This is a genomic window from candidate division WOR-3 bacterium (assembly GCA_039803545.1).
Classification (GTDB): domain Bacteria; phylum Hydrothermota; class Hydrothermia; order UBA1063; family UBA1063; genus UBA1063.
Genome location: JBDRYS010000001.1, coordinates 789,618 through 811,443 on the forward strand (window position 1 = coordinate 789,618; position 21,826 = coordinate 811,443).

Consider the following 21,826-nt stretch of genomic DNA (forward strand, 5'->3'; position numbering starts at 1 on the left):
CAACATTTAAATTCTCCCGAGATACAGGCAATTATTAACTTTATCCACGATACAAATAGAATCCTTTTCCTCCTTCGCCTTTAAAAGGGCAAAATCTGCTAAAGCATAAAAGAAGAACTCATCCTGATTTGTTTCCAGGCTGCTCACAAGAACACAACCTACAGAAAAAGTTGATTTGCTTTGTAAGTCCATTTGAGAATTCACATACTCTTCTTTTATTTCTCTGAAGGCATTAACTATTCTACCAGTATCAGACATTCCGACAAGAATCACACCAAATTCGTCTCCCCCGACACGGCCTACGTAATCCGTTGCGCGGAACCTTTTGGCCAATATCTTGCCAAAATTCTTTAAATATTCATCACCTTTTAAGTGGCCAAAATAATCGTTAATCTATTTAAAGTTATCAAGGTCAATCATACAAAAGACCAAACTATTATCTCTGTTAGCCGATTTCTGTATTTCTATTTTGAGTGTGCTGACAAGGGAATTCCGATTCATAACACCAGTCAAGCCATCGGTTTCAGCTATCTTCTTAAGAAGCAAAGTATTCAAGAAATTCTCCCTTTCCAATCTCTCTAAAACATATGCCACAAAAAGCCCACCCACATAAGTGGAAACGAGAAAGAAGTTGTTATTGATAAAAACTTCCTTTGGTAATGGATTCAATTTTAAACTAACAAACTGGAAGCCAACTAAAAGAATAAGACCGTTTATCGCTGCGTAACCAAACCGTAATCTTAAAAGAGTAAAGTTGAAAAACAAAACGAGGGTCAACCCCTGAGAATACAAGTACATTGAAGGGGGTTTTATTACTGCGAGCATTGCGAGAATGCCAAATCCTCCAATTAAAACAGCAACTGAAGCAAGGAAATCAAAATGCACCTTGAGAGGCTTTAAAAGACTCAACAGTACAATGATAATTACGATTGGAATAACGAATTCAAACCTGATTCTCCAGATTATATCCTTTAAGGGCCCGACTATGACTGAATCGAGCAAGGCAAAGATCGCATACAAAAAAATTCCGAAAAGAAGCGCAAATCGGAAAATTGGCAAGGATTTTGTAGAATATTCTTCCAGAAACTTTTGCTCGAGGGCTTTTTCCCTAAACTTTAGAGATAAAAACTTCAACTCTGCCATAGCAGGCATAATTTTAAACGAGTAAGTATTTAGATTCAATCTGGCCAAACAAACTAAGGAAATTGTTCTCAATTTTAGTTAAAAGCAGTCACTAAAATGCTTTGATTTTAAAAAGGCTTTAAAGTCTCCCGTTTATCCCTTACTTATAAATATGCGTTCCAAATCCATTGTAAAGGGCGTCGTGGGCCCTTTCTATGGAGGTTATGATTACCTTACTGCCCCCGTTCTCAAGAAAATCAAAGGCTGCCTCGATCTTAGGCCCCATTGAACCTTCAGGGAACTGTCCCTCTTCGTAATATTTTTTCAATTCACTCACACTCACCTCTTTCAATGGTCTTGCATCTGGTTTTCCAAAGTTTACATAAACGTAATCCACTTCTGTTAAAATCATAAAAAGATCAGCCTTTATTTCTCTACCAAGTAGGGCAGAGGCCCGGTCTTTGTCTATTACCGCCTCAACCCCCTTCAACACCCCATCTTCTTCAACGACAGGGATGCCGCCTCCACCTGAGGCAATAACGATAACTCCCTCATCCACAAGCTTAGAGATGATAGGAGCTTCTACTGTCCTTAGGGGTTTGGGAGACGGCACAACCACTCTATAACCCCTCCCTGCATCCTCCTTCATAATCCAGCCAAAATTTTTCATCAATTCTTCAGCCTCTTCTTTTGTAAAGAAATCACCGATCGGTTTTGTTGGTTTTTTAAAAGCAGGATCATCCTTATCAACGACTACCTGCGTAACAAGGGCGACAACTTCCTTATCGATTTTGTCTTCCCTTAACTGCTTTCTAACAGCCCTTGAAATTACATATCCAATCCAGCCCTGAGTTTCAGCGTTTAGAGCATCAAGAGGATAAGGGGGAAACTTATGCCTCGAATAAATATTTCTGAAAAACTCCACCCCAACCTGTGGACCATTTCCATGGGTTATACAGATCTTGTAGCCCTCTTCAGCAAGAGCAACAACGGGCTTGATTACCTTTGATGCATTCATATATTGATGTTCTATAGTAAAAGGTTCCCCTTTTCTTCTGAGTGCGTTTCCGCCAAGAGCTATGATGATCTTCTCCATCTCAAACCTCCTTAATAAAGGCACACACCGCTACCGCAAAGTCCCTTTCATGGGATACACTTATTGAAACGCCATTAATAACTTCTCCGTTTACTACAACAAACGGAGCACCGTCTGAATTCAAAATTTCAATATCTTTCAAACTTACATTTTTAAGGGACAAAGCTTTTATCACGGCCTCCTTGGCCGCAAATTTCCCTGCAAAACAAATAGGAGGGTCTTTTTTGCCGTTGCAATAATTCCTTTCACTTTTCGAATAAACCCTCTCAAGGAATCGATTCCCATACCTTTCAATCAAAAAAGAAATTCTTCTCACACTCACAATATCAACTCCCACGGAAATCATCTTAAAAAGAGTAATCTAAACTCAGCTGGAGGTTAACCACCCTCCTTTGATCTACAAAAGGTAAATAAACCTCATTACCGTCTGCGTCAACAATTTTCCTTCCTAACAACCCTGTATGCGGGTAAGTTGTCAACTTGTCTTTTATTTTAAAACGAAGACCAAGGTTTGGTTTAAGCCTCTCGACAATCGATACAAACCACTTGCTACCATCCCCGTAGAGAAAATCGATTCCCGTATCTTCAAAGTGCCAGAGTGAATAACCATTGGTTGCCCATACCACGGCACCTGCCTTGACTGAGAGGCCTGAAGTGATATCTCGGTCAACGTAGAAAGACAAGAAAGAGCCATAAATTGAGGTTCTGAAATCGATGCCCCTTTCGGTTAATTTCATTATAGAATTCCTATATTCTGCGGTAAAAAAGGTGCCACCAAAGGGGATCATAAATTGCAAAGAATTTTCGTTAAGCCGGCTGGTTGAAATTCCGAGATATCTAATGTTTGATTTCATCTGCATCCTATTGGTGTATCGGACTCTAAACTGGTTAATGACCCGGTATTCCACCTGGAATTGTGCCCTGTAATTATTTTGTAAATCCGATTTATCCCGCCACAAATCCAAGTATAATCTTGGGAAAAGCAGTCTCGCAAAGGGTTGATACCTTGCTTCAATATAAACACCCTGCTCAGGTTTGGGAAAGGGGAGATTACCGAGACTGGCATACAAAGGATCGATAAGCCTGTAACTCCGAGTTAAAATGGTGTACCTGAAACGGGTATCTTCATAGAAAGGCCTTGCATAAGGATTCGTATAGTCAACATCGTAATCTCTGTAAAGGATCGTGAGATTAAAGAGGCTCTGCTGGATCCTTCCCTTTACCCAAAAGGCATCGCCTCCCCGTATCTCCTTTGCATACTCCATCTCAAGAGAAAAGGGATAAAGGACCGTTCTACCTGAAAACTGGACAAATTTCTTTTCCTGTCCACCTATCCAGTTAAAAACAGGGTCAGAAAAGTCCTCCCTATCCAATGGAATATCCATAAAGGAAAAGTTGCAAACCATTGGGCGAGAATACCAGATCCTCATGCCTGAAAATCCGATTTGTGTGCCCGGCACCCTCTCCAGCACATCGAGTTTTACGTTAAATCCCTGAACCTTCTCATAAAACTTGTCCTGGAAAGTGGAGGGTATAAAATCCCCATCATAGTAAAAGATCAAGTTCCCGTTTTTATCCTCAACACCGTTTTTTAATGTGTAAGAATGCCAAAGAGAGACTTTAAATGGCCCCTTAACTGCCTCAATTGCCCCTCCGTAAAGTGAAAAAGCATCATACCTCGAAAGGTCACCAAAAATTCCAAAAACCCTATCCATCAACCTGGATCTCCCCTCATCGCTATTGTCAATGAGAAGTCCCTGATCGAGGGTAACGCGGTAGTATCCGAGAACTCCCTTGTTCAAAACCAATCCTAAGGGCAACTTTAACTTTTCCACTGATGCATAATACTTTGGCAAAGGCTTAGTTAAATAAGGATTATCATAAAGAGAAAGCCCGATCCTAAATTTACCCCAGGCAAGACCGTTAAATTTGAACCTTAGGTAAGGCTCTGGTTTTAAAAGAGATGACTCCTCTTTTTCCTTTGTAAGTTGATTGGCAAGCCAGAGGCTATCCTGGGCAGTCCATCCTGCTGCTTTTAGGTTTGACCACAAAGTTACAGTTGTATCTGATATTGAGGAAGTTAACTGTTCAAGACGGGCCTCAATGTCGCTACTCTCTTCTTGGAAAAGCTCTGAATAATGACTAACATTTAAAGTAATCCAGCCTGTGAAGGGAATTGGTTTGGGGTCTCTAAAAGTAACGTAGGGGAGCATATTACGGTATCCATAGTAGGAAAGCCCCGGGGTCCTTCTGAGATGAGAAGGCCTTAAAAAACCAACCATCTTTGCCCTTTTATAGGTCTGGACTGCATCAATAAGTGAGACACCATAAATGGAGTAGAGTTCATCAATGGAAGCCTTGTTTACATTAATAGGATTAGCAAGGGCACTAAACCAGTAATCCAGTGCCGTTTCTTGAGGGCTCTCTTCTGTGACCGTTCTTTCCTTTACTTCCTCAGCATAATAAGAAAAATAGCCTTCCCTTCCCTTCTGACTGAAATAAACCTTCTCCTTTAGAATTTTTACATCTTCTGAGGTAAGAAAAGGCAAATTAGCGACATCATAAATATTCTGGAAAGGTCCATAACTTTCACGATAGTTGTAGAGCTTGACTATTTTCACACTATCAATAGGTAGGGCCTTTAGAAGCTCATCCAAATTAGCCCTGTTGAGATCAATTTTCCCATCAGCCTGGGAAAATAAAAGGAAAAAGAGAAGATATCTAATCACCATCACCTCCTGAAGCTAAGCCCGAAGGAATGAGACGGTGACAGCTCAAAATTTGTCGAATAGGCGTAATCTATAATGAAATTCTTCAAATTGATCCCCAGTCCGAAAGAAGCCTTCTTATAATCCTCTCCGTAATTCAAACCGCCCCTAATTTTAAGAAATCCATTTGCCAGTGTGACCTCTTCACCCAGCATAAAGATCGGTGAATTACCTGGGCTCATGCGAAAACTCAAGTATGTTGAGCTTAATCCCTGGATTGATATGCCCATTCCCATGTCTAAGTACTGAGGTAATTCATTCCCCCTTAGACTACTTCTCGTTATATTTTTATAGAAAACACCAGCGGAGACGAAGTCGGAGACAGCGGACTGTATGCCCAGGTCAATGCCCCCTGTATAGTCTGTACCAAACCTCGGATCCTGAAACTTGTATACATTTACACTTCCACCAACGTTTATAACACCTATGTTCCTCCCATAGGACAGTATATACATTCCTTCGGCGTACCTGCCTTCACCCTCTAAATTTAAAAAGTATTCGCTTATCCCGAGCGCGAAATTAGAGTACTTAAATCCGAGGATTGCGGACTTGAGTCCCTCTATATCGCCATATGGAACTTCGTAAGAAACAAGGAGTTCTACTTTAGAGCCAGAAGAGATACCTGCGGGATTAATAAAAAGTGCATCTACACCGGAAATGGAGGCAACGCCACTTTCAGAGATTGACCTTGAGTAAGGAGTAATTCCCACATTTTCATGGGATGCGAAGAGTGTGCCCACTGCAATAAAAAGAGCCAATGCACTTATTTTTCTCATAAAAGTCTCCTCATACTCTCATAACGCTCCTGGTATAGAGGAAATGCATCACAAAGTTCCTGCACTTCCTTTCTAACCTCTGAGATCACTTTCTCATCATCGGGTGACCTTAAAACTTTGCTAATCAACTTGCCTATCTTTACCATTTCATCCTCCTTCATGCCTCTCGTAGTTACCGCCGGTGTTCCTATCCTTATGCCACTGGTTACCGTTGGTTTCTCGGGATCAAAGGGGATGGTATTCTTATTTACCGTAATTCCCGCTTTTTCGAGAGCCTTTTCAGCTATGTTTCCAGTAATTTTGAAGGGTCTCAAATCCACGAGCATAAGGTGATTATCCGTACCCCCTGTTACAAGACGCAATCCTTCAGAAATAAGAGTTTCAGCCAATTTTTTGGCGTTCTTAACGATTTGCTCCTGATATTGCTTAAACTCCGGCGTAAGTGCCTCTTTCAGGGCAACAGCCTTTGCCGCTATCACATGCATTAAAGGCCCACCCTGAGCGCCAGGAAATACTGCTTTATCAATATCCTTAGCAAACTCCGCCTTGCACATTATCATACCGCCTCTTGGCCCACGAAGGGTTTTGTGGGTAGTAGTAGTTACAAAATGGGCGTAAGGAATTGGTGAAGGATGAATTCCAGCGGCCACCAGTCCCGCAATGTGAGCTATGTCCGCCATAAAGTATGCCCCTACCTCATCAGCAATCTCTCTGAACTTATCCCATTCAATAATCCTTGGATAGGCAGAATATCCGGCAAGGATAAGCTTTGGCTTATGCTCTAAAGCAAGCTTTCTCACTAAATCAAAATCAATTCTCTCGGTTTCAGGATGGACGGTATAATGAACAACATTGTAGAGTTTCCCTGAGAAAGAAACCTTATGACCATGAGAAAGATGCCCACCGTGGGAAAGTTGCATCGATAAAATTGTGTCTCCTGGGTTCAATACCGCAAAATAAACTGCCATATTGGCTTGAACACCTGAATGAGGCTGAACATTAACGTGATCAGCGCCAAAGAGCTGCTTTGCCCTTTCAATAGCAAGTCTCTCCGCAACATCTACAAACTCGCAACCGCCGTAGTATCTTGCACCCGGGTATCCTTCGGCGTATTTATTGGTCATCACATTGCCCATCGCTTCCATTACCGCATCGGAGGTGAAATTTTCAGAAGCGATAAGTTCAAGGCCATTCCTTTGCCTTTGAAGCTCATTAAAAATGGCCTCAAATATCTCAGGGTCTGTTCTTCTTAAATTCTCAAACATGCTACTTTCTCCCTTTTGCTAATTTTAAGAAATAATCGTAAATCTCCGTGCCTTCTTCCAGTTCAGGGTGAAAGGTCATAGCAAGGATGTTTCCCTGCCTTACAATGACCGGCGACCCCTCAAAACTCCCGAGAACTTGAACCTCTTTCCCAACTTCTACAATCTTTGGAGCCCTTATAAACACACCTGTAATCTCAACCTCATTACCGTCTAAGGTTAACTTCAAAGGAGCTTCAAAGGATTCCCTTTGTCTCCCGTAAGCATTTCTTCTCACCGTAATATCAAGGACACCAAGGGGAGTAACTTCCCTTTCACTCCCTTCGAATCTCTTTGCAAGCATTATCAAACCAGCACAAGTCGCAAACACTGGAAGGCCATTTTCAATCCTCTCTCTTAAGATTTCGTCCAGGGCATATCTACCAAGAATTTTGGTGATAGTCGTACTTTCTCCACCTGGCAATATTATTCCGTCAATCTCGTCCAGCTGTGTAGCCTTTTTCACTAACAAATATTCATTACCCGTTTCTAATATTTTACGTGCATGGAGTTCAAAATCACCCTGAATTGCAAGGATTCCGATCTTCACTACCACCCCCTTGTTTGTAACAACTCTTCCTGAGACAACTTTGTAACGTCAATACCTCGCATTGGCTCTCCAAGTCCCCTTGAAATCCTTGCAAGGATCTCCGGGTCGTCGTAATAAGTAACAGCTTCAACGATGGCTCTTGCCCTCTTTTCCGGATTTTCAGATTTAAAAATGCCACTACCCACAAATACAGATTCCGCTCCCAATTGCATCATCAGTGCAGCATCTGCTGGCGTGGCAATACCGCCCGCTGCAAAGTTTGGAACAGGTAATTTACCATGATCGTGCACATACTTTACCAGTTCGTAAGGGGCACCAAGCTTTTTAGCCTCGGTAACCAGTTCTTCTTCCCCAAGGGTTGTTAACCTTTTAATTTCTGACTGTATTTTTCTCATGTGCCTTACAGCTTCTACGACATTTCCTGTACCTGCTTCACCCTTCGTTCTAATCATCGCTGCACCCTCTGCAATCCTTCTTAAAGCCTCACCAAGGTCTCTTGCCCCACAAACAAAGGGTACCTTGAAGACGTGTTTATTAATATGGTACTCTTCATCGGCAGGTGTCAAAACTTCACTTTCATCAATAAAGTCAACTCCAAGGGCTTCAAGAATCTGTGCTTCAACGAAATGTCCAATTCTGACCTTTGCCATAACAGGAATAGAAACAGCCTCCATAATTTCAATAATTTTCTCAGGGTCAGCCATTCTGGCCACACCGCCTTCTTTTCTAATATCGGCGGGAACTCTCTCAAGGGCCATAACTGCAACAGCACCGGCCTGCTCAGCAATTTTCGCCTGTTCTGCGGAAGTTACATCCATAATAACCCCGCCTTTAAGCATTTCAGCAAGCCCAACCTTTAACCTGAATGTTCCTGTCAAAATAGTTGACATTTTCTCACCTCCCATCTGCTTTCAGTATATAACTTTTTACGTGTAAGGTCAAGGATTATAAGTATTTCTGGCATATTCCGACAACATTCCGTAAAATTTTCTTATGGCAAAAAGAATCTACTTTATCGATGGTAAGTTTAAAAGAAATCCCCTTTCAACGATTGAAGATAGGGGATTCTTTTTCGCCGATAGCATATACGAGGTAATCCGAGCAAGAAATGGAAAACCTTTCTTCTTAGAAGAGCATCTCACGAGGCTGGAGAAAGGGCTGAAGGAGATAAAGATTGACCTCAAGCTGGATAGCGGTTACCTTGAGGAGGTGATTAAAAAATCGCTAAAAAAACTTAAGAAAAAAGAAGCGGCAATATACTTGCAGATAACGAGAGGAAAGGAGCCAAGAAGCCACTTACCAAGAAGAAAAACAAAACCCACAATAATCATAATAACCAGCGAATTCAGGCCGCTTGCACCAAGGCTCTTTAAAGAAGGGGTGTCCCTAATACTCTACCCCGATATCCGATGGGCCCGATGTGATATAAAAACCACTATGCTTTTACCCAATGTACTTGCAAAAATTGAAGCAAAGGAAAGAGGATTTTTTGATGCCCTGTTTTACAAAAATGGCTATATTACCGAGAGCACCTCTTCTTCCTTCTTTGGAATTATTGGCGGGAAGCTCTTTACTCACCCTGCCACCCATGACATACTTCCTTCTATAACAAGGGAAAAGGTACTTCAAATCGCGAAGAACCTTGAAATACCGATAGAAGAAAGACCTTTAGCCCTTGAAGAGATCAGAAAACTTGAGGGGGCATTCCTCGCTGGCACAACCTACGATATTCTTCCTGTAAAAAGGATTGAGGAAGTTGAAATTCCGTTGAGCTCATAGACTTCGCAAATACAAATAGAATACGCTAAGCTCTTGGAAAAACTGAGTTTATAGAAGGTTTTTAGACCTGAAGAAAAAACTTGAACAAATAGAAAGGTATTCTTTATTATAATAAGCCAGATTATGTTTTTAGAACTTGTAGACAATCTGCGAGACGAACTTACGCAGGTTTACAACCGCCGCTATCTCGATTTTATCTTTTCCCAGGAATTGAAGAAAATAAGAAGGTATGGCGGTCAATTCTCCGTTCTCTATATTGATCTCGATGACTTCAACCTTATAAATAACCTTTACGGTCATCGGGAAGGAGACAGACTTTTATATGAATTTGCCCAGTTTCTCGCTAAATCTTTGCGGGAAACTGACTCAGTAATAAGGTTGAGCGGCGACGAGTTTATTGTTATTCTAACTCACACCCCTGCCTCTAACGCAAAAGCTGTGTGTGAAAGGATAATTAATGAACTCAAAAAGAAAGATTTTAAAAACAGCAAACTGTCTTGTTCCATAGGGGTCGTTGAAGTTCCAACCAACGGAACAGATTGGCACACTATTTTTTCAAGACTGGAAGTGGCACTATTTAAAGCCAAAAAGTCTGGGAAAGGGACATATTACGTCTTACAGGAAAAGGACGCTGTTAGTCCCATCATACCTGCTCCCGTTATTTCTGGAAGGAAAAAGGAATTGGCCTGGCTAATTGAAAGAATCAACAATTCAGAGGTTTCATTGATAGCAGTTTCAGGTGCCCCTGGAGTAGGGAAATCTACCCTAATCAAAGAAGCGCTAAAGAATCTAAGAGATACTCTTGTTGTTATTGCAAAATCATCGATAGATGAATCATCGGGACCTTTCTCACCCTTTAGAACGATTCTGAAAAAAATTAAAGAGTTTGACTACTTCGCTTTTAAGGAAGCCTTTGAAACCCTTGACGAAACCGAAAGGGTAACCCTCGGGTTACTCTATCCTGAGCTGGGATACATACCAGAGAATGTGGATAGATATAAATTTTACGACGCCTACGTGAAACTAATTTCGATACTTTCTGACCGCCAGAAAATTGTTGCCTTCATAGACGATATACACTTAGCAGATTCTACAACCCTTGAACTCTTGTATTATTTACTGCATGCAGATTTGAAGAAAATTAAATTTGTAATTGCATTCAGAAAGGAAGACCATGAAAACAAGGGTTTTGAGAAGTTCTATTCCCATGTAACGAGGGAAAGACTTATTGAAGAGTTGCAACTAAAAGAATTAAGCCGGGCTGAAGCCTTTGACTTAATCGAAACTATTCTCCAGAGGAAATGTTCTGAAAACTTAAAGGAAAGGTTATACGAGAAATGCGATGGAAATCCCTATTTCCTTGAGGAGACGATTAAAGAGTTCTTTAAGCATGAAATCATTTACCTTGACGGAGAAAACTGGAATATCAAGGCCGATTTTAAGGACCACGTTCCAGAGTCTATCCAGAACATTTTAACTGAGAGATTAAAACGTTTCCAAAGCGAAAAACTTCTGGAAATAATGGCTTGCCTTGGAAATGAATTCAATCTTAAAATCCTCGAGCTTGTTACACAAACGAACTTAGGTGAAATCTTTGACACGATCGACAAATTGATAAGAAGTGGAATCCTTGTAGAAAGAAACGTTGATACCTTCGCTTTCAAGGAAGGATTAACACGGGAAATGATACTATCCCAGTTAAATGAACCTCGAAAAAGATTCATACACAGGAGCATCTTATCAGTTTTAGAAAAACACGCGGAAGTTCTAAAGATACCAGAAGAGAAGCTTGCTTACCATGCATATTACGCTGGTGAAAAGGAAAAAGTGAAAAAATACTCACTAAATGCAGCGAGAAAATGTAAAAAGTTCTATGCTTACGAAGAGGCGAAAAAATATTACAAATGGTACTTATGGAATGAAGATGACCTTCAAAAGGCAAAGGAAGCCGCCATTGAATATGCAGATCTACTTTTGCTTACTGGAGACATATCGGAAGCAATTGACGAATTGAACTCATACTTATTGAGATTTGGAGAAGATGCAGCTATATTGGATAAATTAGCCGAAGCCTATTCAAAATCTGGAAAATTTTACGAGGCAGTTGAAAGTATTGAGAAGGCAATTAAAATTGAACCTAAAAATATTTACATTTTGAGGAAGGCCTGGCTCCTTCTATATGCAGAAAAGATAAGGGAAGCGTTGAATATTCTCGAAGAGTTTAAGAAAAGGGAGAAGGAACTCACAGAGCAGGAAAAGGCTTATTATTTTAACACCTTTGCCCTTCTCCTTATGGAGGAGGAAGAATACGAAGAAGCCGAAAAATATTTTAAAAGGGCTTTAGAACTGCGGGAAAAACTCGGAAATGAAAGAGGCGTAGCGAATATCCACTTAAATCTGGGAACTTTATATGCAAATCAGGGCCTTCATGTCAAAGCCTTAGAGGAATATGAAAAGGCTAAGGAAACTTACGACGCCATCGGCGACAAAAGAGGGATGCTAACGGCAATTCACAACTATAGCGATACCTTGAGATACTTAAGGAGACACGAAGAAGCTATAAAGGGTCTTGAAAATGCAATAAAAATAGCCAGGCAAATCAGAGATGATATGTCTTTGATATTGGGTTTATGCAATTTGGCTTCCATATATATCGAAATTGGTGAATTTGAAAAAGTAGAGAAACTCCTAACTGAAGCAGAACAGATGTCAAAAAGTCTACAAATCGAAGCGCTGGATATTTACGTCAAAAAAATACTCATGTCCTTTTACAGCAAGGGCAATAGAGATGAAGGAACAGCATTAAGAGTTTTTGAAGAGATTAAAGAACTACTACCTAAAATTGACTCGAGGGCCACCCTTATTGATGCTGTCCTCGAGACCGCAGAAAGCTTGCTATTACTTGGAAAGATAGACCTTGCGAAGCCACTAATCGAAAAGTTCGAGAACATCCTGGAAGAATCAAAAACCTTCGACTTCAGATTGAAATATTACATTATCAAAGCTATTCTGAGCCACAAATTCCATGACAAACAAGCCTACGCAGAATCGTTGAAGAAACTTGGATTACTGCGAAAGGATTTAAGAGAAGATGAAAAGGCTCGATATATTGAGTACTTAGCAATCCTTCTTGGAACCATAGGTAAAACAGAGGGGATGAAAAAAATGATATCCAGATTAATGGAAAATGCCCAAAAAGAAATGTTTAATCTTGAAATTGTGAGACTAACCCTACTAAAGGAAAATTTGGAAAGGACTTTTTAAATGATATCTGAAACCATGAAAAATTTCGTTGACGATTTAACGGGCGCACTCGCAAGGGGTGCAATATATTCGCTCTTAGAGCAGGAGATAAAACGAATTAAAAGATACGGAGGGAAAAGTTCTCTATTATTCATCGACCTTGATAATTTTAAGGCTTTAAATGACCTCCACGGACATCTTGAAGGCGACAAAGCATTAGTCTCCTTTGTTCAGCTCTTAAAAAATACATTGCGCGAATCCGATACCATCACAAGGTACGGTGGTGATGAATTTATTGTTCTACTTCCTAACACACCTTTGGAAAGTGCAGAAAGCGTTGCCGAAAGGATTATCAAAAATCTTCAAAAGGAAAATTCGGAGATTTCTTGCTCCATTGGTATCGTCGAAATCCCAACCCACGGAACCGAAACGGAAATTTTAATTGAAAAAGCTGACAAAGCTATGTATAGGGCTAAGCAGACAGGCAAAGGAAGATTTCTCGTCTACATCGAAGAAACTTTGTATCCAAAGATTCCATCTAAAATTTTTGTCGGGCGGCAAAAGGAAAAAGCAAAACTGACTCACCTGCTTAAAGAAAACTATTCTATAATTTTAATTAAAGGAGAGGTGGGAGTTGGCAAAACTCGATTTGCACTCGAAAGTCTGAACCTACTGGAAGACACAAAAATTTTAAGTACGCAGTGCTACGGGAGCCTTTCGGAGATCCCATATGTACCCTTCCAGGAGCTTATAAAAAAGTACAGAGAAAAAAATGAAATAGGGTTTAGAGAAATCTACTCTAAATTGGACCCTTACCAAAAACAGGCCTTAAACCCCATCATCCCAGATTTAACTCAGCCACAAGCCGCTGATATAGGGGTTTTCAAATTCTTTGAAACTTTCATGCAATTACTGGAAGAAATAGCCAGCAATAAACAATTAATCGTATACATTGACGACATCCACTGGATTGACAGCAGCTCAGCAAACTTAATCAATTACATCGTAAGAAACATGCCGAACAATATAAAAATTTTGGGAACGGCCAGAACTGAAGAACTTGAAAGATCAAAGGTAAAAGAGATACTCACTAAGCTTTCTGATGAAAAACTCCTTACAGAACTCGAAGTATTACCCCTTGATGAAGCCTCGACCTTCGAACTTGTGGAGTCAATCCTGCAAGCTTCAGTCAATGAAGACCTCAAGAAACTGGTTTATCAAAAAACCGGTGGGAACCCATTATTCGTTGAGGAAACGATAAAACAACTTTTTGACCGAGGCCATATAGTCTACGAAGACGATGAATGGAAATTAAAAGATATAAGCACAAACTTTCTACCTGAAACTGTTGAAGTTCTTATAAAGAATAAACTAAAAAAGTTCTCAGGTGAAAAGGTTCTGGAAGTGGCGGCGATAATAGGGCAGGAGTTTCACATTGACCTTTTAGCAAGTGTCACAAACTTGAACCGTGGTTACATATACGAGGTTATCAACAAACTCTTAAAAGAGAATTTAATAGAGCCTTTAGGTGAAGACTACTTTGCCTTCAAAGAAGGTCTTATAAGAGATGCAATTTTAAGCGAAATCAGCGAAGCTAAGAAAAGGTATATCTCGAAGACGATTTTAGAGGTCCTTGAAAATAAACTTCCCAGTTTCTCTGGAAAGGAAGAGCTGTGTGCCTACCATGCGTGGCGTGCACAGGAAAAAGAAAAAGTTAAATTTTACTCAAAACATGCTGCAGACAAGCTAAAGAAAAATTTTGCTTACGACGAAGCCATAAAGTTCTTGCAATGGTACATAGAGGTTGAAGAAAACGATGCAGAGAGGGAAAAAGCCTTCACAGAATACGTCACCCTTCTCTCCTTCAAGGGCGAATTGAAAAGGGCGATACAACTCCTTAGAAGCTATATCGAGAATAACAAGGTAACGGCACTTTCTTACAGGAAGTTGGCTGAACTTCTAATTGAAAGTGGTGATCCTAAGGGTGCTTTAGAGGCAATTGAGAGAGCCTTAGAACTCGAAGAAAGCGCAGACTCTCTCGTCCTTAAAGCATGGATACTGAAAAGGCAATTCAAAATCCAGGAGTCTTACAACCTCCTCGAGAATCTTTTAAATCGAAAAGATCTTACCATTGACGAAAAAACCCTTGCAGACGCTTACACTGTACAAGCATTAAATCTAATGGATTTAAATCAAGTCGAAAAGGCTTTAGAACTCCTTGATAAAGCAGAAGAACTTAGAAATAAGCTACAAAACATACGAGGGCTTGGAAGTGTCTGTGTAAACCGAGCGCTTGTCTTATCAAGAATCGGAAAATACGAAGAAACCCTTAAAGAATACGACAGAGCAGAATTTTACTACAGGAAGGCTGGATACAAACCTGGCCTTATAACTGTTCTTAATAATAAAGCTTCCATTTACCTTGATCTAAGGAAATTTAATGAAGCCCTCGACAACTTCAAAAAGGCAGCCACGGAATCTAAAAAGATTTTCGACAGGCATCTTCTTGCCCTTGCTTTAAACAACATTTCTGTAACCCTTAGATACATGGAATACCATGAGGAGGCACTAAAAGCTATTCAAGAAGCATACGAAGTTGCGAGCGAACTCGGGATGAAAGACGCCTTAATTTCAATCCGAAGAAATATGGCATACAGTTATGCCGTTGGATTCAAAAACTTAGACAAGGCAATTCCAATTATAAGCGAAGTTTTAGAGGAAATTGGTGGACCCAGCAAAACCTATGCAAGTCTCTTAGTGTACTTGCAGGCAATAGAAATCTTTCTTATTGCAAGAGATTATAATAAGGTTAAAGAACTTTTCGATGCCCTCAATAAAGTTATTGATAACAGTGTTTACGATGAAATAAAAATAGGTGCATACTCCACCGAAATGGCATTCAAATTGTACCTCGGACAAAGGGAAGACTTTAAGGGGGCTTCACAAAAAGCACTTTCGATCCTTGAAAAAGCAGACCCACATCTTAGACCTATCCTATGGATAAGTTTTTTGGAAGGTATAGCTGACACCTTTTCCTACCTCGGAAGAAGCGATGTATCTCTTAAAATTCTGGATTACCTTCTAAAATATTGCAGGAAGCACTCTTTTACTCAGGACATTGACCGCCTCCAGAGAAAAATTGAACGGATTAGAAAACTTTTCCCAGTTGACTCTTCACAAAAATAACACTAATATTTAACTATGAAACCAATCGAAATATGGCCATTTAAAACTTTAAAAGTTGGTAGTCCATTTTTCATACATAACGTTAAAATTTACCCTGTAGAAGGACAACTGGGGCACGATGGCTTTACCACTCTCGAGGAAGCAATTAAAGAGAACCATATCGTTCTCAAGGATATTTACGGTGTTGACCAAATATCCATTCATAACAGTGGAGGAAGTCCTGTCTTTGCCATTGACGGTGAAGAACTTCTCGGAGCAAGGCAAAACCGGATCATAAATGTGGATGCATTTATCGAGCCTCAGAGGGAATATGTGGTTCCGGTTACCTGCATTGAACAACACCGGTGGTCTGGAAGTCCCATTTTCAGCGAAGGTGGATTTACAATAACCCCCTCCCTAAGAAGTACCTTAGCTCAAACCGTCAAAACCTCCCTCGAAAAAAAGCAGGGATTTAAGAGCAACCAGTCACTAATCTGGTCACAGATCGACAGCACCCTCAAAGCAACAAAGATAAGTAGTATGACCAGTTCCTTCCATGACATTTACAAATCCCTTAATGATGTGATTGAAGAATTTATGGAAGGATTTGACACCATCGAAAATTCCATCGGATTTTTAGCATACGTAAAGGATGAATTCATAGGATGCGACATCTTCGGTTCAAACTCGACCTACAGAAAATTCGAGAAAAAATTGTTAAAAAGTTACGTTCTCGATGGATACATCCGGAGATATGTTAAAGGTCCCGCTTTGCCCGCATCGCCTGAAGAGGTAATGAACCTCGTGGGCGAAACAACGGTAAAAAAACATAAATCGCCGACAGAAGGGGAAGTTTTAATAGGAGGCAAAGAAGGCCTAATTACAAAGATATTCCACCTCCAAGGTAATCTCTTACATGCAGCTGCTTTCCCCGTTGGAACAAGCTCTTGAGGTTTTACTAACCTTTATCCACGGAAAAATTTGAAAATTCTTTTAAAAGTTCCTTCTCATTAACCAAATTAAGTTCCGATTTTATAAGCTTATCTTCGTTGAAGTAGTAATTTGCGATAAAGTAATTCCCCTTAATTACATGGGGAAGCCACTCCCTATCGTCCTCCCACATCTCATCGTAGGGGATTTCACTTAGATTGAACCATTTAGGATAAACTTCTTCGCTCTCAGAAATTTCACCTTTGAACTGGGATGTCCTAAAGACGCAGACTTCCCAATCTTTCCCGTAAACGTTGTAAAAGTAAATAATCCCATGGAGTTTTACATCCGTGACATCTATTCCAACCTCTTCTTTTGCTTCCCTTATTACTCCTTCTACAGGTGATTCATCATCGGCAATCTTGCCACCAACTCCATTCCACTTTCCCTTGCCATGGCCCCTCTTCTTGTAAACCAGTAAGATCTTACCCTCTTTCACGATATAAAGTAAGGTCGCTTTAATAGGCTTCATAAAAGTAAACCCAATGCAACACCTGCCAGATCATAAATAAGGTCTTTGAAACTGAAAAAGGTCTTCTTAACTTTTTTGTCGTAAACTTCTTTTCCCACAGATAGAGTCACAACAATAGCAGCGGAATATCTCCTGTCTATACCTGCCTGCATCGACGACTTAGTCAAAACATAAGCGGTTGCAAAATGCCTGACCTTATCTTTCGCCCACCACGGGTCACTTTGAGCAAATAAAACTACGCAAAGAAGCAGGCTACCCATTCAATATCTCGCCGTACAAATCGATTCTTCTATCATTAAATACGTTATTCAAGGCTGTAACATTCTTATTTTCCGCCTCTTTTAAATCAACTTCAACGATTTTTACCTCCTCATCCCCTTCACCACTTTGAGCAAGGATTTCACCCTTTGGGCTAACTATTTGGCTCATCCCTGTAAATTGTAGAGATTCGCCATCAGAAGCCCTTTCAAATCCAGTTCGATTTGCAACAATGGAAAAAACTCTATTCTCCACAGACCTTATAAACATACCCTTTTGACCCAAGCCAGGGAGCACTAAATTTGCTGAAAGTGCAAATAAATGAACCCCCTTTAAAGCAAGTACTCTTGAAAACTCAGGGAAAAACCAATCGAAGCACACCATCATGCCGATCTTAGCACCCTTATGCTCCACGATGACCGGCCCCGTGTCCCCAGGAGCAAATACGAGTTTTTCTTTGAAAAAAAGGTGGCTTTTTCTATAAACCACAATCTCTCCAGAGGGCAAAAAGGCATATTGACTGTTGTAAAGCTTAACGCCGGCCTTTTCAGGAAAACCACATAGGATTAATGCATTCTTTTGCATTGCAAGTTCCTTCAAAAACTGAGCAGGCCTGCTTCTAAAACCCTCGTCAGCATAGGGGAGAATTTCTTCCGGTTTTATGTAAAAATAACCGGAAAAGGCCAGTTCAGGAAGTACAAGGATATCAAATTCCTTATCCTTTAGCAAACCCTCAACCTTTTCAATATTTTTTTTTCAGGATTACCCTTTTCTGGGAAATATTGCAAATAGCCAATTAAAAAATTCATAACACAGTTAATTCCTGAGGAAAGGGTATTAAGGTTTTAGCGCCTTCCTTTTCAATTAGGAAAGTATCTTCGATTCCCATTATTCCAAAAGATCTGTCGAAGATTTTTGGCTCTACAGCAACCACCATACTTTGCTCTAATTGTAATGAAAACCCCTTTGCGATAAAGGGAAATTCGTCCACCTCAAGCCCCACACCATGGCCTATAAACTTCACTCTATCCTGTCCAGTCCCCATAAATAGATTGCCCATTCCAAGGGAATCTGCGTAGGATAAAGTCTTGGTGTAGATATCCTCGCAAACATTTCCAGGTACGAGTAAATCCCTTACGAATCGAAAAATCGAAATTAGTTTCTCCCAATAATCCTTAATCTCGTCACTCACCTCACCATAAATAAAGGTCCTCGTTGCATCAGCGATGTAACCATCGTAATTTATCATCACATCTACTGTAAAAGGTTTACCAGACTCAATTTTTTTTAGGGAAGCGCCCTGTGGAAAGGCCTCCGAGATACCCCTACCTCCCGTGGGCGCATCGAGATAGGATGGGAAGAAGGCATCATCGCCTTGAATAATGTGGGAAAAGGACGCCTCATTCCCAAAGGAGTGCATTCTATAAACACCGAGATTCCCGAGTTTTTTTGAAAAATACTCAAGCTCTAAAAGTAAATCAAACTCCGTCATTACCGGGGTAAAAACCTCTCTTGCCCTCTCAAACACCCTACCCACAATCTCACCCGCCCTCTTGATTTTTTCAATCTCAACCTCGACCTTTTTCATTCTGATAAGGCGGATTTCATTGGATATATCAAAAACTTCTCTAATTCCAAAGGTTGAAACTATCTTCAATACGGTGTTATAAGGTATTGAATCCAGCTCAAGCCCTACATTATTAAGGGGAAGTGATATAAACGGCTTTATATCCTTGAAGGAGTTAATGTAAACAACTTCAGCCTTCGAATTAAGGGACCTCTCTTTCGGCCTCCTTACAAAAAGTACAGGCTTTTCGCCACCAATGTAAAGCAAACCATTCACGTAAGCCCCCGTAAAGTAAAAGATGTTAAGAGGCTTCAGAACAAAAATAGCATCCAAAGATTTATCCTCAAGGAGTTTAAAAAGTCTATCAATGCGCCCCATAAAGTTCCTCCATCCTGGTGATTAGCTCATATATCATCTGATTTAAGGGAATATCGATTCCATGCTTCTTTGCTAAACGAAGAAGGTATCCATTTATGTAATCAATCTCGGTTTTTTTCTTCTTTTCAAGATCTTGAAGCATAGAACACTTGTTCTCTGAAGTTGCCTTTATAACTGATTTCAAATCTTCCAGTACTTGTGATGGACTTAATGAAATACCCTCGTAAGATAACACCTTTAGGGCCTCATTAATCAAACCGAGTACTGTTTCTGTATGTAACATTTTGATGAGATAACCATTCTTCACCTTTAAAATCGAGGCAAGGGGATTTATAACGCTGTTTATAACAAGCTTTTCGTACAAAACAGTCATAGCCCCAAAAGAAACGGTAGCAGGTATCCCTGATGAGTTTAATAGTTCTGCAAATTTCTGCATAGATTCTCGGGTCGCAGTGAGGGACGTTACAACATTTTCTACATTGCCATCACTTACATTTCTTATTTTGTGCAAATCAAAGGCATAAAGGCCTTCCCTTATGGAAAGGATTAAGTGATCCTCACCAAACATCTGAGAGGCCTTAAAGTGAGATTCAATGCCATTCTGAACAGTCACTATGTAATTGAAATTAAAATGCCTTTCCTTTAGGTCGCCAAGAATTTGAAGTGCCTCTCTCGTTTTGGTCGCAAGGATGAAATAATCTGTATCGATCTCCATTAAATCTTCGTAAACATAGCAAGGAACTTTGATCACATAACGTTTATCCTTCTGAAAATATTCAATCCCTTCAACTTCTATCAATCGCTTATTGGACCTCTTGCTAACAATGGCTTCAACTGTATTCCCCGCTAAGGCGAGCTTCGATATAAGATACCCTCCAACTGAACCCACACCGAGAACAATAAATTTCATATTACAACCTTAAGTGAGGCAGGCTTAACGGTAATCTTTATATTTCTCAGATTTTGTGCAAGTTCGCCATCTAATTGAAGATTAAACGGATTATTGGACCTTACAGTAATCACATCTGACTTTAAGTATGTAACCTCTGGAAGGGTGACGTGTCTTCCTTTAAAAGCTTTGTAAAAATTAGTGAAAAACCTCATCGGTCTTAAAGGCCCTATGATGGAAATATCCAGCTTACCGTCCCTTAAACTTGCCTTAGGGAACAATCTGAACCCGCCTCCGAGATATTGCCCATTACCCACGTTAAAGAGCAAAAATCTGCCAGAAAGGGATATTTCGCCATTATTCAAAAAGACTTCCAATTCCGTACCTTTGAATTGCAAAAAGGTAAGCAAAACTGCGCTTGTATAAAGAAAATCCCCTTTAAGTAGCTTGATTTTCTTCATGTTATTGAGGACTTCTGAATCAAAGCCTATCCCCATACCGTTAATGAAATACCTTTTTATATTCTCGCCTTCTAAAAGCCCCACATCGATGCTGAGCGTCCTCTCAGAAAGTAAATGTTTTTCTAAAATGGTATCATATTTTTGGCGAGGGTAAAAAAATTTGACAAAATCATTCCCTGTTCCAAGAGGTAACGGTAGGATAGGAAGCTCACTTCCTACAAGGGCTTGTGCCACCTCATTTACCGTACCATCGCCCCCCAAAACCAAAATCTTTTCGAACTTTCCAGAATCCTTAATCTCTTTTGCCATTCGCGTTGCCTCACCGGGAGCTTTTGTTATGAACACTTCATAGGCTAATCCCAATTTTCTAATAATCTTTTCAACCTCTGGAAGCTTTGTAAGAGCATTCCCCCTACCTGCTATTGGATTAACAATTAGAGCAATCATTTGACCCTTATAATGATTAAATCCTTCTCACCCGTTTTATTTATACGCGCGAAGACCTTATCTACATTCAGCCCCTGTGAAATTAGTTGCCTTTTTATAGCAAGAGCTCTATTAACTTGCAATTGGCCACCCGGGAAAAGAACAATTTCGATGGTATCATAAGGGATCGCGGAAAGGGATCTGGAGATTTCTTCAAGACGCGATATAGCGCTCCTTGTTAGCCTATCGGAATTTTTCACAAAAAAATCCTCAATTTTGTATTTTACCTCATAGGGCAAATTTACTGTCCTTTCGGTTTTCCGAACTTCCGATATACCTTTGGGCAACAGCTTAAGTAAACTATCCCTCAACACTTGGTTTTCTTTGGTCAAAGTTTCAAGCCGATTGATTTCGGGAATATATTTAAATTGGTAAAAGTAAAGAAAGTACCCCAAAAGGCCAACGGTCGCTACAAAAAAAAACCATCCAAGCTTTTTCATAGCAAAATTATACATAAACATAATGGGTCAATCAAACAGCGAGAAACTTTGACAAGCCAGCCAAAATATCTTATCATTAAGGATA

Annotated in this window: 18 protein-coding genes and 1 pseudogene; 4 read left to right on the top strand and 15 right to left on the bottom strand. The window is 40.1% G+C overall.

All coding sequences use genetic code 11. From position 1 onward, the window contains the following. Positions 1–6: 6 nt before the first annotated feature. The 8 genes and pseudogenes from ABIM45_03585 to pdxS all read right to left on the bottom strand — a co-directional run bounded on the left by ABIM45_03585 (position 7) and on the right by pdxS (position 8,503). Positions 7–1,152: pseudogene (locus tag ABIM45_03585) on the bottom strand (GGDEF domain-containing protein). Positions 1,153–1,282: 130 nt separating this feature from the next. Next, a complete protein-coding gene (gene arcC, locus ABIM45_03590) occupies positions 1,283–2,218 on the bottom strand; it encodes a carbamate kinase (protein ID MEO0238994.1) in 936 nt (311 codons plus the stop codon). Position 2,219: 1 nt separating this feature from the next. Next, complete coding sequence (gene acpS, locus ABIM45_03595) at positions 2,220–2,564, bottom strand: holo-ACP synthase (GenBank protein MEO0238995.1); 345 nt, start codon at positions 2,562–2,564, stop codon at positions 2,220–2,222. Between the two features lies 1 nt (position 2,565). Then, positions 2,566–4,947: a hypothetical protein gene (locus ABIM45_03600; protein ID MEO0238996.1), complete on the bottom strand. Its 2,382-nt coding sequence runs from the start codon at positions 4,945–4,947 to the stop codon at positions 2,566–2,568. 2 nt (positions 4,948–4,949) lie between these two features. After that, on the bottom strand, positions 4,950–5,762 hold the full coding sequence (locus ABIM45_03605) for a hypothetical protein (GenBank protein MEO0238997.1): 813 nt from the start codon (positions 5,760–5,762) through the stop codon (positions 4,950–4,952). Then, the gene (glyA, locus tag ABIM45_03610; protein MEO0238998.1) at positions 5,759–7,027 is read right to left on the bottom strand and encodes a serine hydroxymethyltransferase; all 1,269 of its coding nucleotides are present in this window, start codon (positions 7,025–7,027) and stop codon (positions 5,759–5,761) included. Before glyA ends, ABIM45_03605 begins: the two co-directional genes overlap by 4 nt. A gap of 1 nt (position 7,028) precedes the next feature. Beyond that, positions 7,029–7,613, bottom strand: a complete 585-nt coding sequence (gene pdxT / locus ABIM45_03615) for a pyridoxal 5'-phosphate synthase glutaminase subunit PdxT (protein ID MEO0238999.1) — start codon at positions 7,611–7,613, stop codon at positions 7,029–7,031. After that, the gene (gene pdxS, locus ABIM45_03620; GenBank protein MEO0239000.1) at positions 7,613–8,503 is read right to left on the bottom strand and encodes a pyridoxal 5'-phosphate synthase lyase subunit PdxS; all 891 of its coding nucleotides are present in this window, start codon (positions 8,501–8,503) and stop codon (positions 7,613–7,615) included. The genes pdxT and pdxS overlap by 1 nt, the downstream gene beginning before the upstream one ends. A 103-nt stretch (positions 8,504–8,606) precedes the next feature. Between pdxS and ABIM45_03625 the strand changes: the two genes are divergently transcribed. The 4 genes from ABIM45_03625 (at position 8,607) to ABIM45_03640 (ending at position 16,751) form a co-directional block, all read left to right on the top strand. Next, on the top strand, positions 8,607–9,392 hold the full coding sequence (locus ABIM45_03625) for an aminotransferase class IV (protein ID MEO0239001.1): 786 nt from the start codon (positions 8,607–8,609) through the stop codon (positions 9,390–9,392). Between the two features lie 123 nt (positions 9,393–9,515). Further along, on the top strand, positions 9,516–12,656 hold the full coding sequence (locus ABIM45_03630) for a diguanylate cyclase (protein ID MEO0239002.1): 3,141 nt from the start codon (positions 9,516–9,518) through the stop codon (positions 12,654–12,656). Then, positions 12,657–15,821 (top strand): diguanylate cyclase, encoded by a 3,165-nt coding sequence (locus ABIM45_03635; protein MEO0239003.1) that lies wholly within the window; start codon positions 12,657–12,659, stop codon positions 15,819–15,821. 15 nt (positions 15,822–15,836) lie between these two features. Then, positions 15,837–16,751, top strand: a complete 915-nt coding sequence (locus ABIM45_03640) for a DUF6569 family protein (protein ID MEO0239004.1) — start codon at positions 15,837–15,839, stop codon at positions 16,749–16,751. A gap of 7 nt (positions 16,752–16,758) precedes the next feature. Here the strand turns inward: ABIM45_03640 and ABIM45_03645 are convergent, their stop codons facing one another. The 7 genes from ABIM45_03645 to ABIM45_03675 all read right to left on the bottom strand — a co-directional run bounded on the left by ABIM45_03645 (position 16,759) and on the right by ABIM45_03675 (position 21,741). Next, positions 16,759–17,262 carry an 8-oxo-dGTP diphosphatase gene (locus ABIM45_03645; GenBank protein MEO0239005.1) on the bottom strand — a complete coding sequence of 168 codons (504 nt, stop codon included), beginning with the start codon at positions 17,260–17,262 and terminating at the stop codon, positions 16,759–16,761. Continuing rightward, on the bottom strand, positions 17,259–17,522 hold the full coding sequence (locus ABIM45_03650) for a hypothetical protein (protein ID MEO0239006.1): 264 nt from the start codon (positions 17,520–17,522) through the stop codon (positions 17,259–17,261). Before ABIM45_03650 ends, ABIM45_03645 begins: the two co-directional genes overlap by 4 nt. Continuing rightward, a complete protein-coding gene (locus ABIM45_03655) occupies positions 17,515–18,249 on the bottom strand; it encodes a nitrilase-related carbon-nitrogen hydrolase (GenBank protein ID MEO0239007.1) in 735 nt (244 codons plus the stop codon). Before ABIM45_03655 ends, ABIM45_03650 begins: the two co-directional genes overlap by 8 nt. Before the next feature lie 76 nt (positions 18,250–18,325). Continuing rightward, a complete protein-coding gene (locus tag ABIM45_03660) occupies positions 18,326–19,465 on the bottom strand; it encodes a Xaa-Pro peptidase family protein (protein ID MEO0239008.1) in 1,140 nt (379 codons plus the stop codon). Then, a complete protein-coding gene (locus ABIM45_03665) occupies positions 19,452–20,375 on the bottom strand; it encodes a 2-dehydropantoate 2-reductase (GenBank protein MEO0239009.1) in 924 nt (307 codons plus the stop codon). The genes ABIM45_03660 and ABIM45_03665 overlap by 14 nt, the downstream gene beginning before the upstream one ends. Continuing rightward, on the bottom strand, positions 20,372–21,262 hold the full coding sequence (locus ABIM45_03670; protein MEO0239010.1) for a diacylglycerol kinase family protein: 891 nt from the start codon (positions 21,260–21,262) through the stop codon (positions 20,372–20,374). Before ABIM45_03670 ends, ABIM45_03665 begins: the two co-directional genes overlap by 4 nt. Then, a complete protein-coding gene (locus ABIM45_03675) occupies positions 21,259–21,741 on the bottom strand; it encodes a hypothetical protein (protein MEO0239011.1) in 483 nt (160 codons plus the stop codon). Before ABIM45_03675 ends, ABIM45_03670 begins: the two co-directional genes overlap by 4 nt. Between the last annotated feature and the right edge of the window lie 85 nt (positions 21,742–21,826).

Excerpts from the sequence above, each read along its gene's own strand:
- ABIM45_03645 (MEO0239005.1), bottom strand. The coding sequence starts at position 17,262 with ATGAAGCCTATTAAAGCGACCTTACTTTATATCGTGAAAGAGGGTAAG.
- glyA (MEO0238998.1), bottom strand. The coding sequence starts at position 7,027 with ATGTTTGAGAATTTAAGAAGAACAGACCCTGAGATATTTGAGGCCATT.
- ABIM45_03650 (MEO0239006.1), bottom strand. The coding sequence starts at position 17,522 with ATGGGTAGCCTGCTTCTTTGCGTAGTTTTATTTGCTCAAAGTGACCCG.
- ABIM45_03625 (MEO0239001.1), top strand. The coding sequence starts at position 8,607 with ATGGCAAAAAGAATCTACTTTATCGATGGTAAGTTTAAAAGAAATCCC.
- ABIM45_03635 (MEO0239003.1), top strand. The coding sequence starts at position 12,657 with ATGATATCTGAAACCATGAAAAATTTCGTTGACGATTTAACGGGCGCA.
- ABIM45_03665 (MEO0239009.1), bottom strand. The coding sequence starts at position 20,375 with ATGAAATTTATTGTTCTCGGTGTGGGTTCAGTTGGAGGGTATCTTATA.
- ABIM45_03670 (MEO0239010.1), bottom strand. The coding sequence starts at position 21,262 with ATGATTGCTCTAATTGTTAATCCAATAGCAGGTAGGGGGAATGCTCTT.
- acpS (MEO0238995.1), bottom strand. The coding sequence starts at position 2,564 with ATGATTTCCGTGGGAGTTGATATTGTGAGTGTGAGAAGAATTTCTTTT.
- ABIM45_03675 (MEO0239011.1), bottom strand. The coding sequence starts at position 21,741 with ATGAAAAAGCTTGGATGGTTTTTTTTTGTAGCGACCGTTGGCCTTTTG.
- ABIM45_03660 (MEO0239008.1), bottom strand. The coding sequence starts at position 19,465 with ATGGGGCGCATTGATAGACTTTTTAAACTCCTTGAGGATAAATCTTTG.
- arcC (MEO0238994.1), bottom strand. The coding sequence starts at position 2,218 with ATGGAGAAGATCATCATAGCTCTTGGCGGAAACGCACTCAGAAGAAAA.
- ABIM45_03605 (MEO0238997.1), bottom strand. The coding sequence starts at position 5,762 with ATGAGAAAAATAAGTGCATTGGCTCTTTTTATTGCAGTGGGCACACTC.
- pdxS (MEO0239000.1), bottom strand. The coding sequence starts at position 8,503 with ATGTCAACTATTTTGACAGGAACATTCAGGTTAAAGGTTGGGCTTGCT.
- ABIM45_03640 (MEO0239004.1), top strand. The coding sequence starts at position 15,837 with ATGAAACCAATCGAAATATGGCCATTTAAAACTTTAAAAGTTGGTAGT.
- ABIM45_03630 (MEO0239002.1), top strand. The coding sequence starts at position 9,516 with ATGTTTTTAGAACTTGTAGACAATCTGCGAGACGAACTTACGCAGGTT.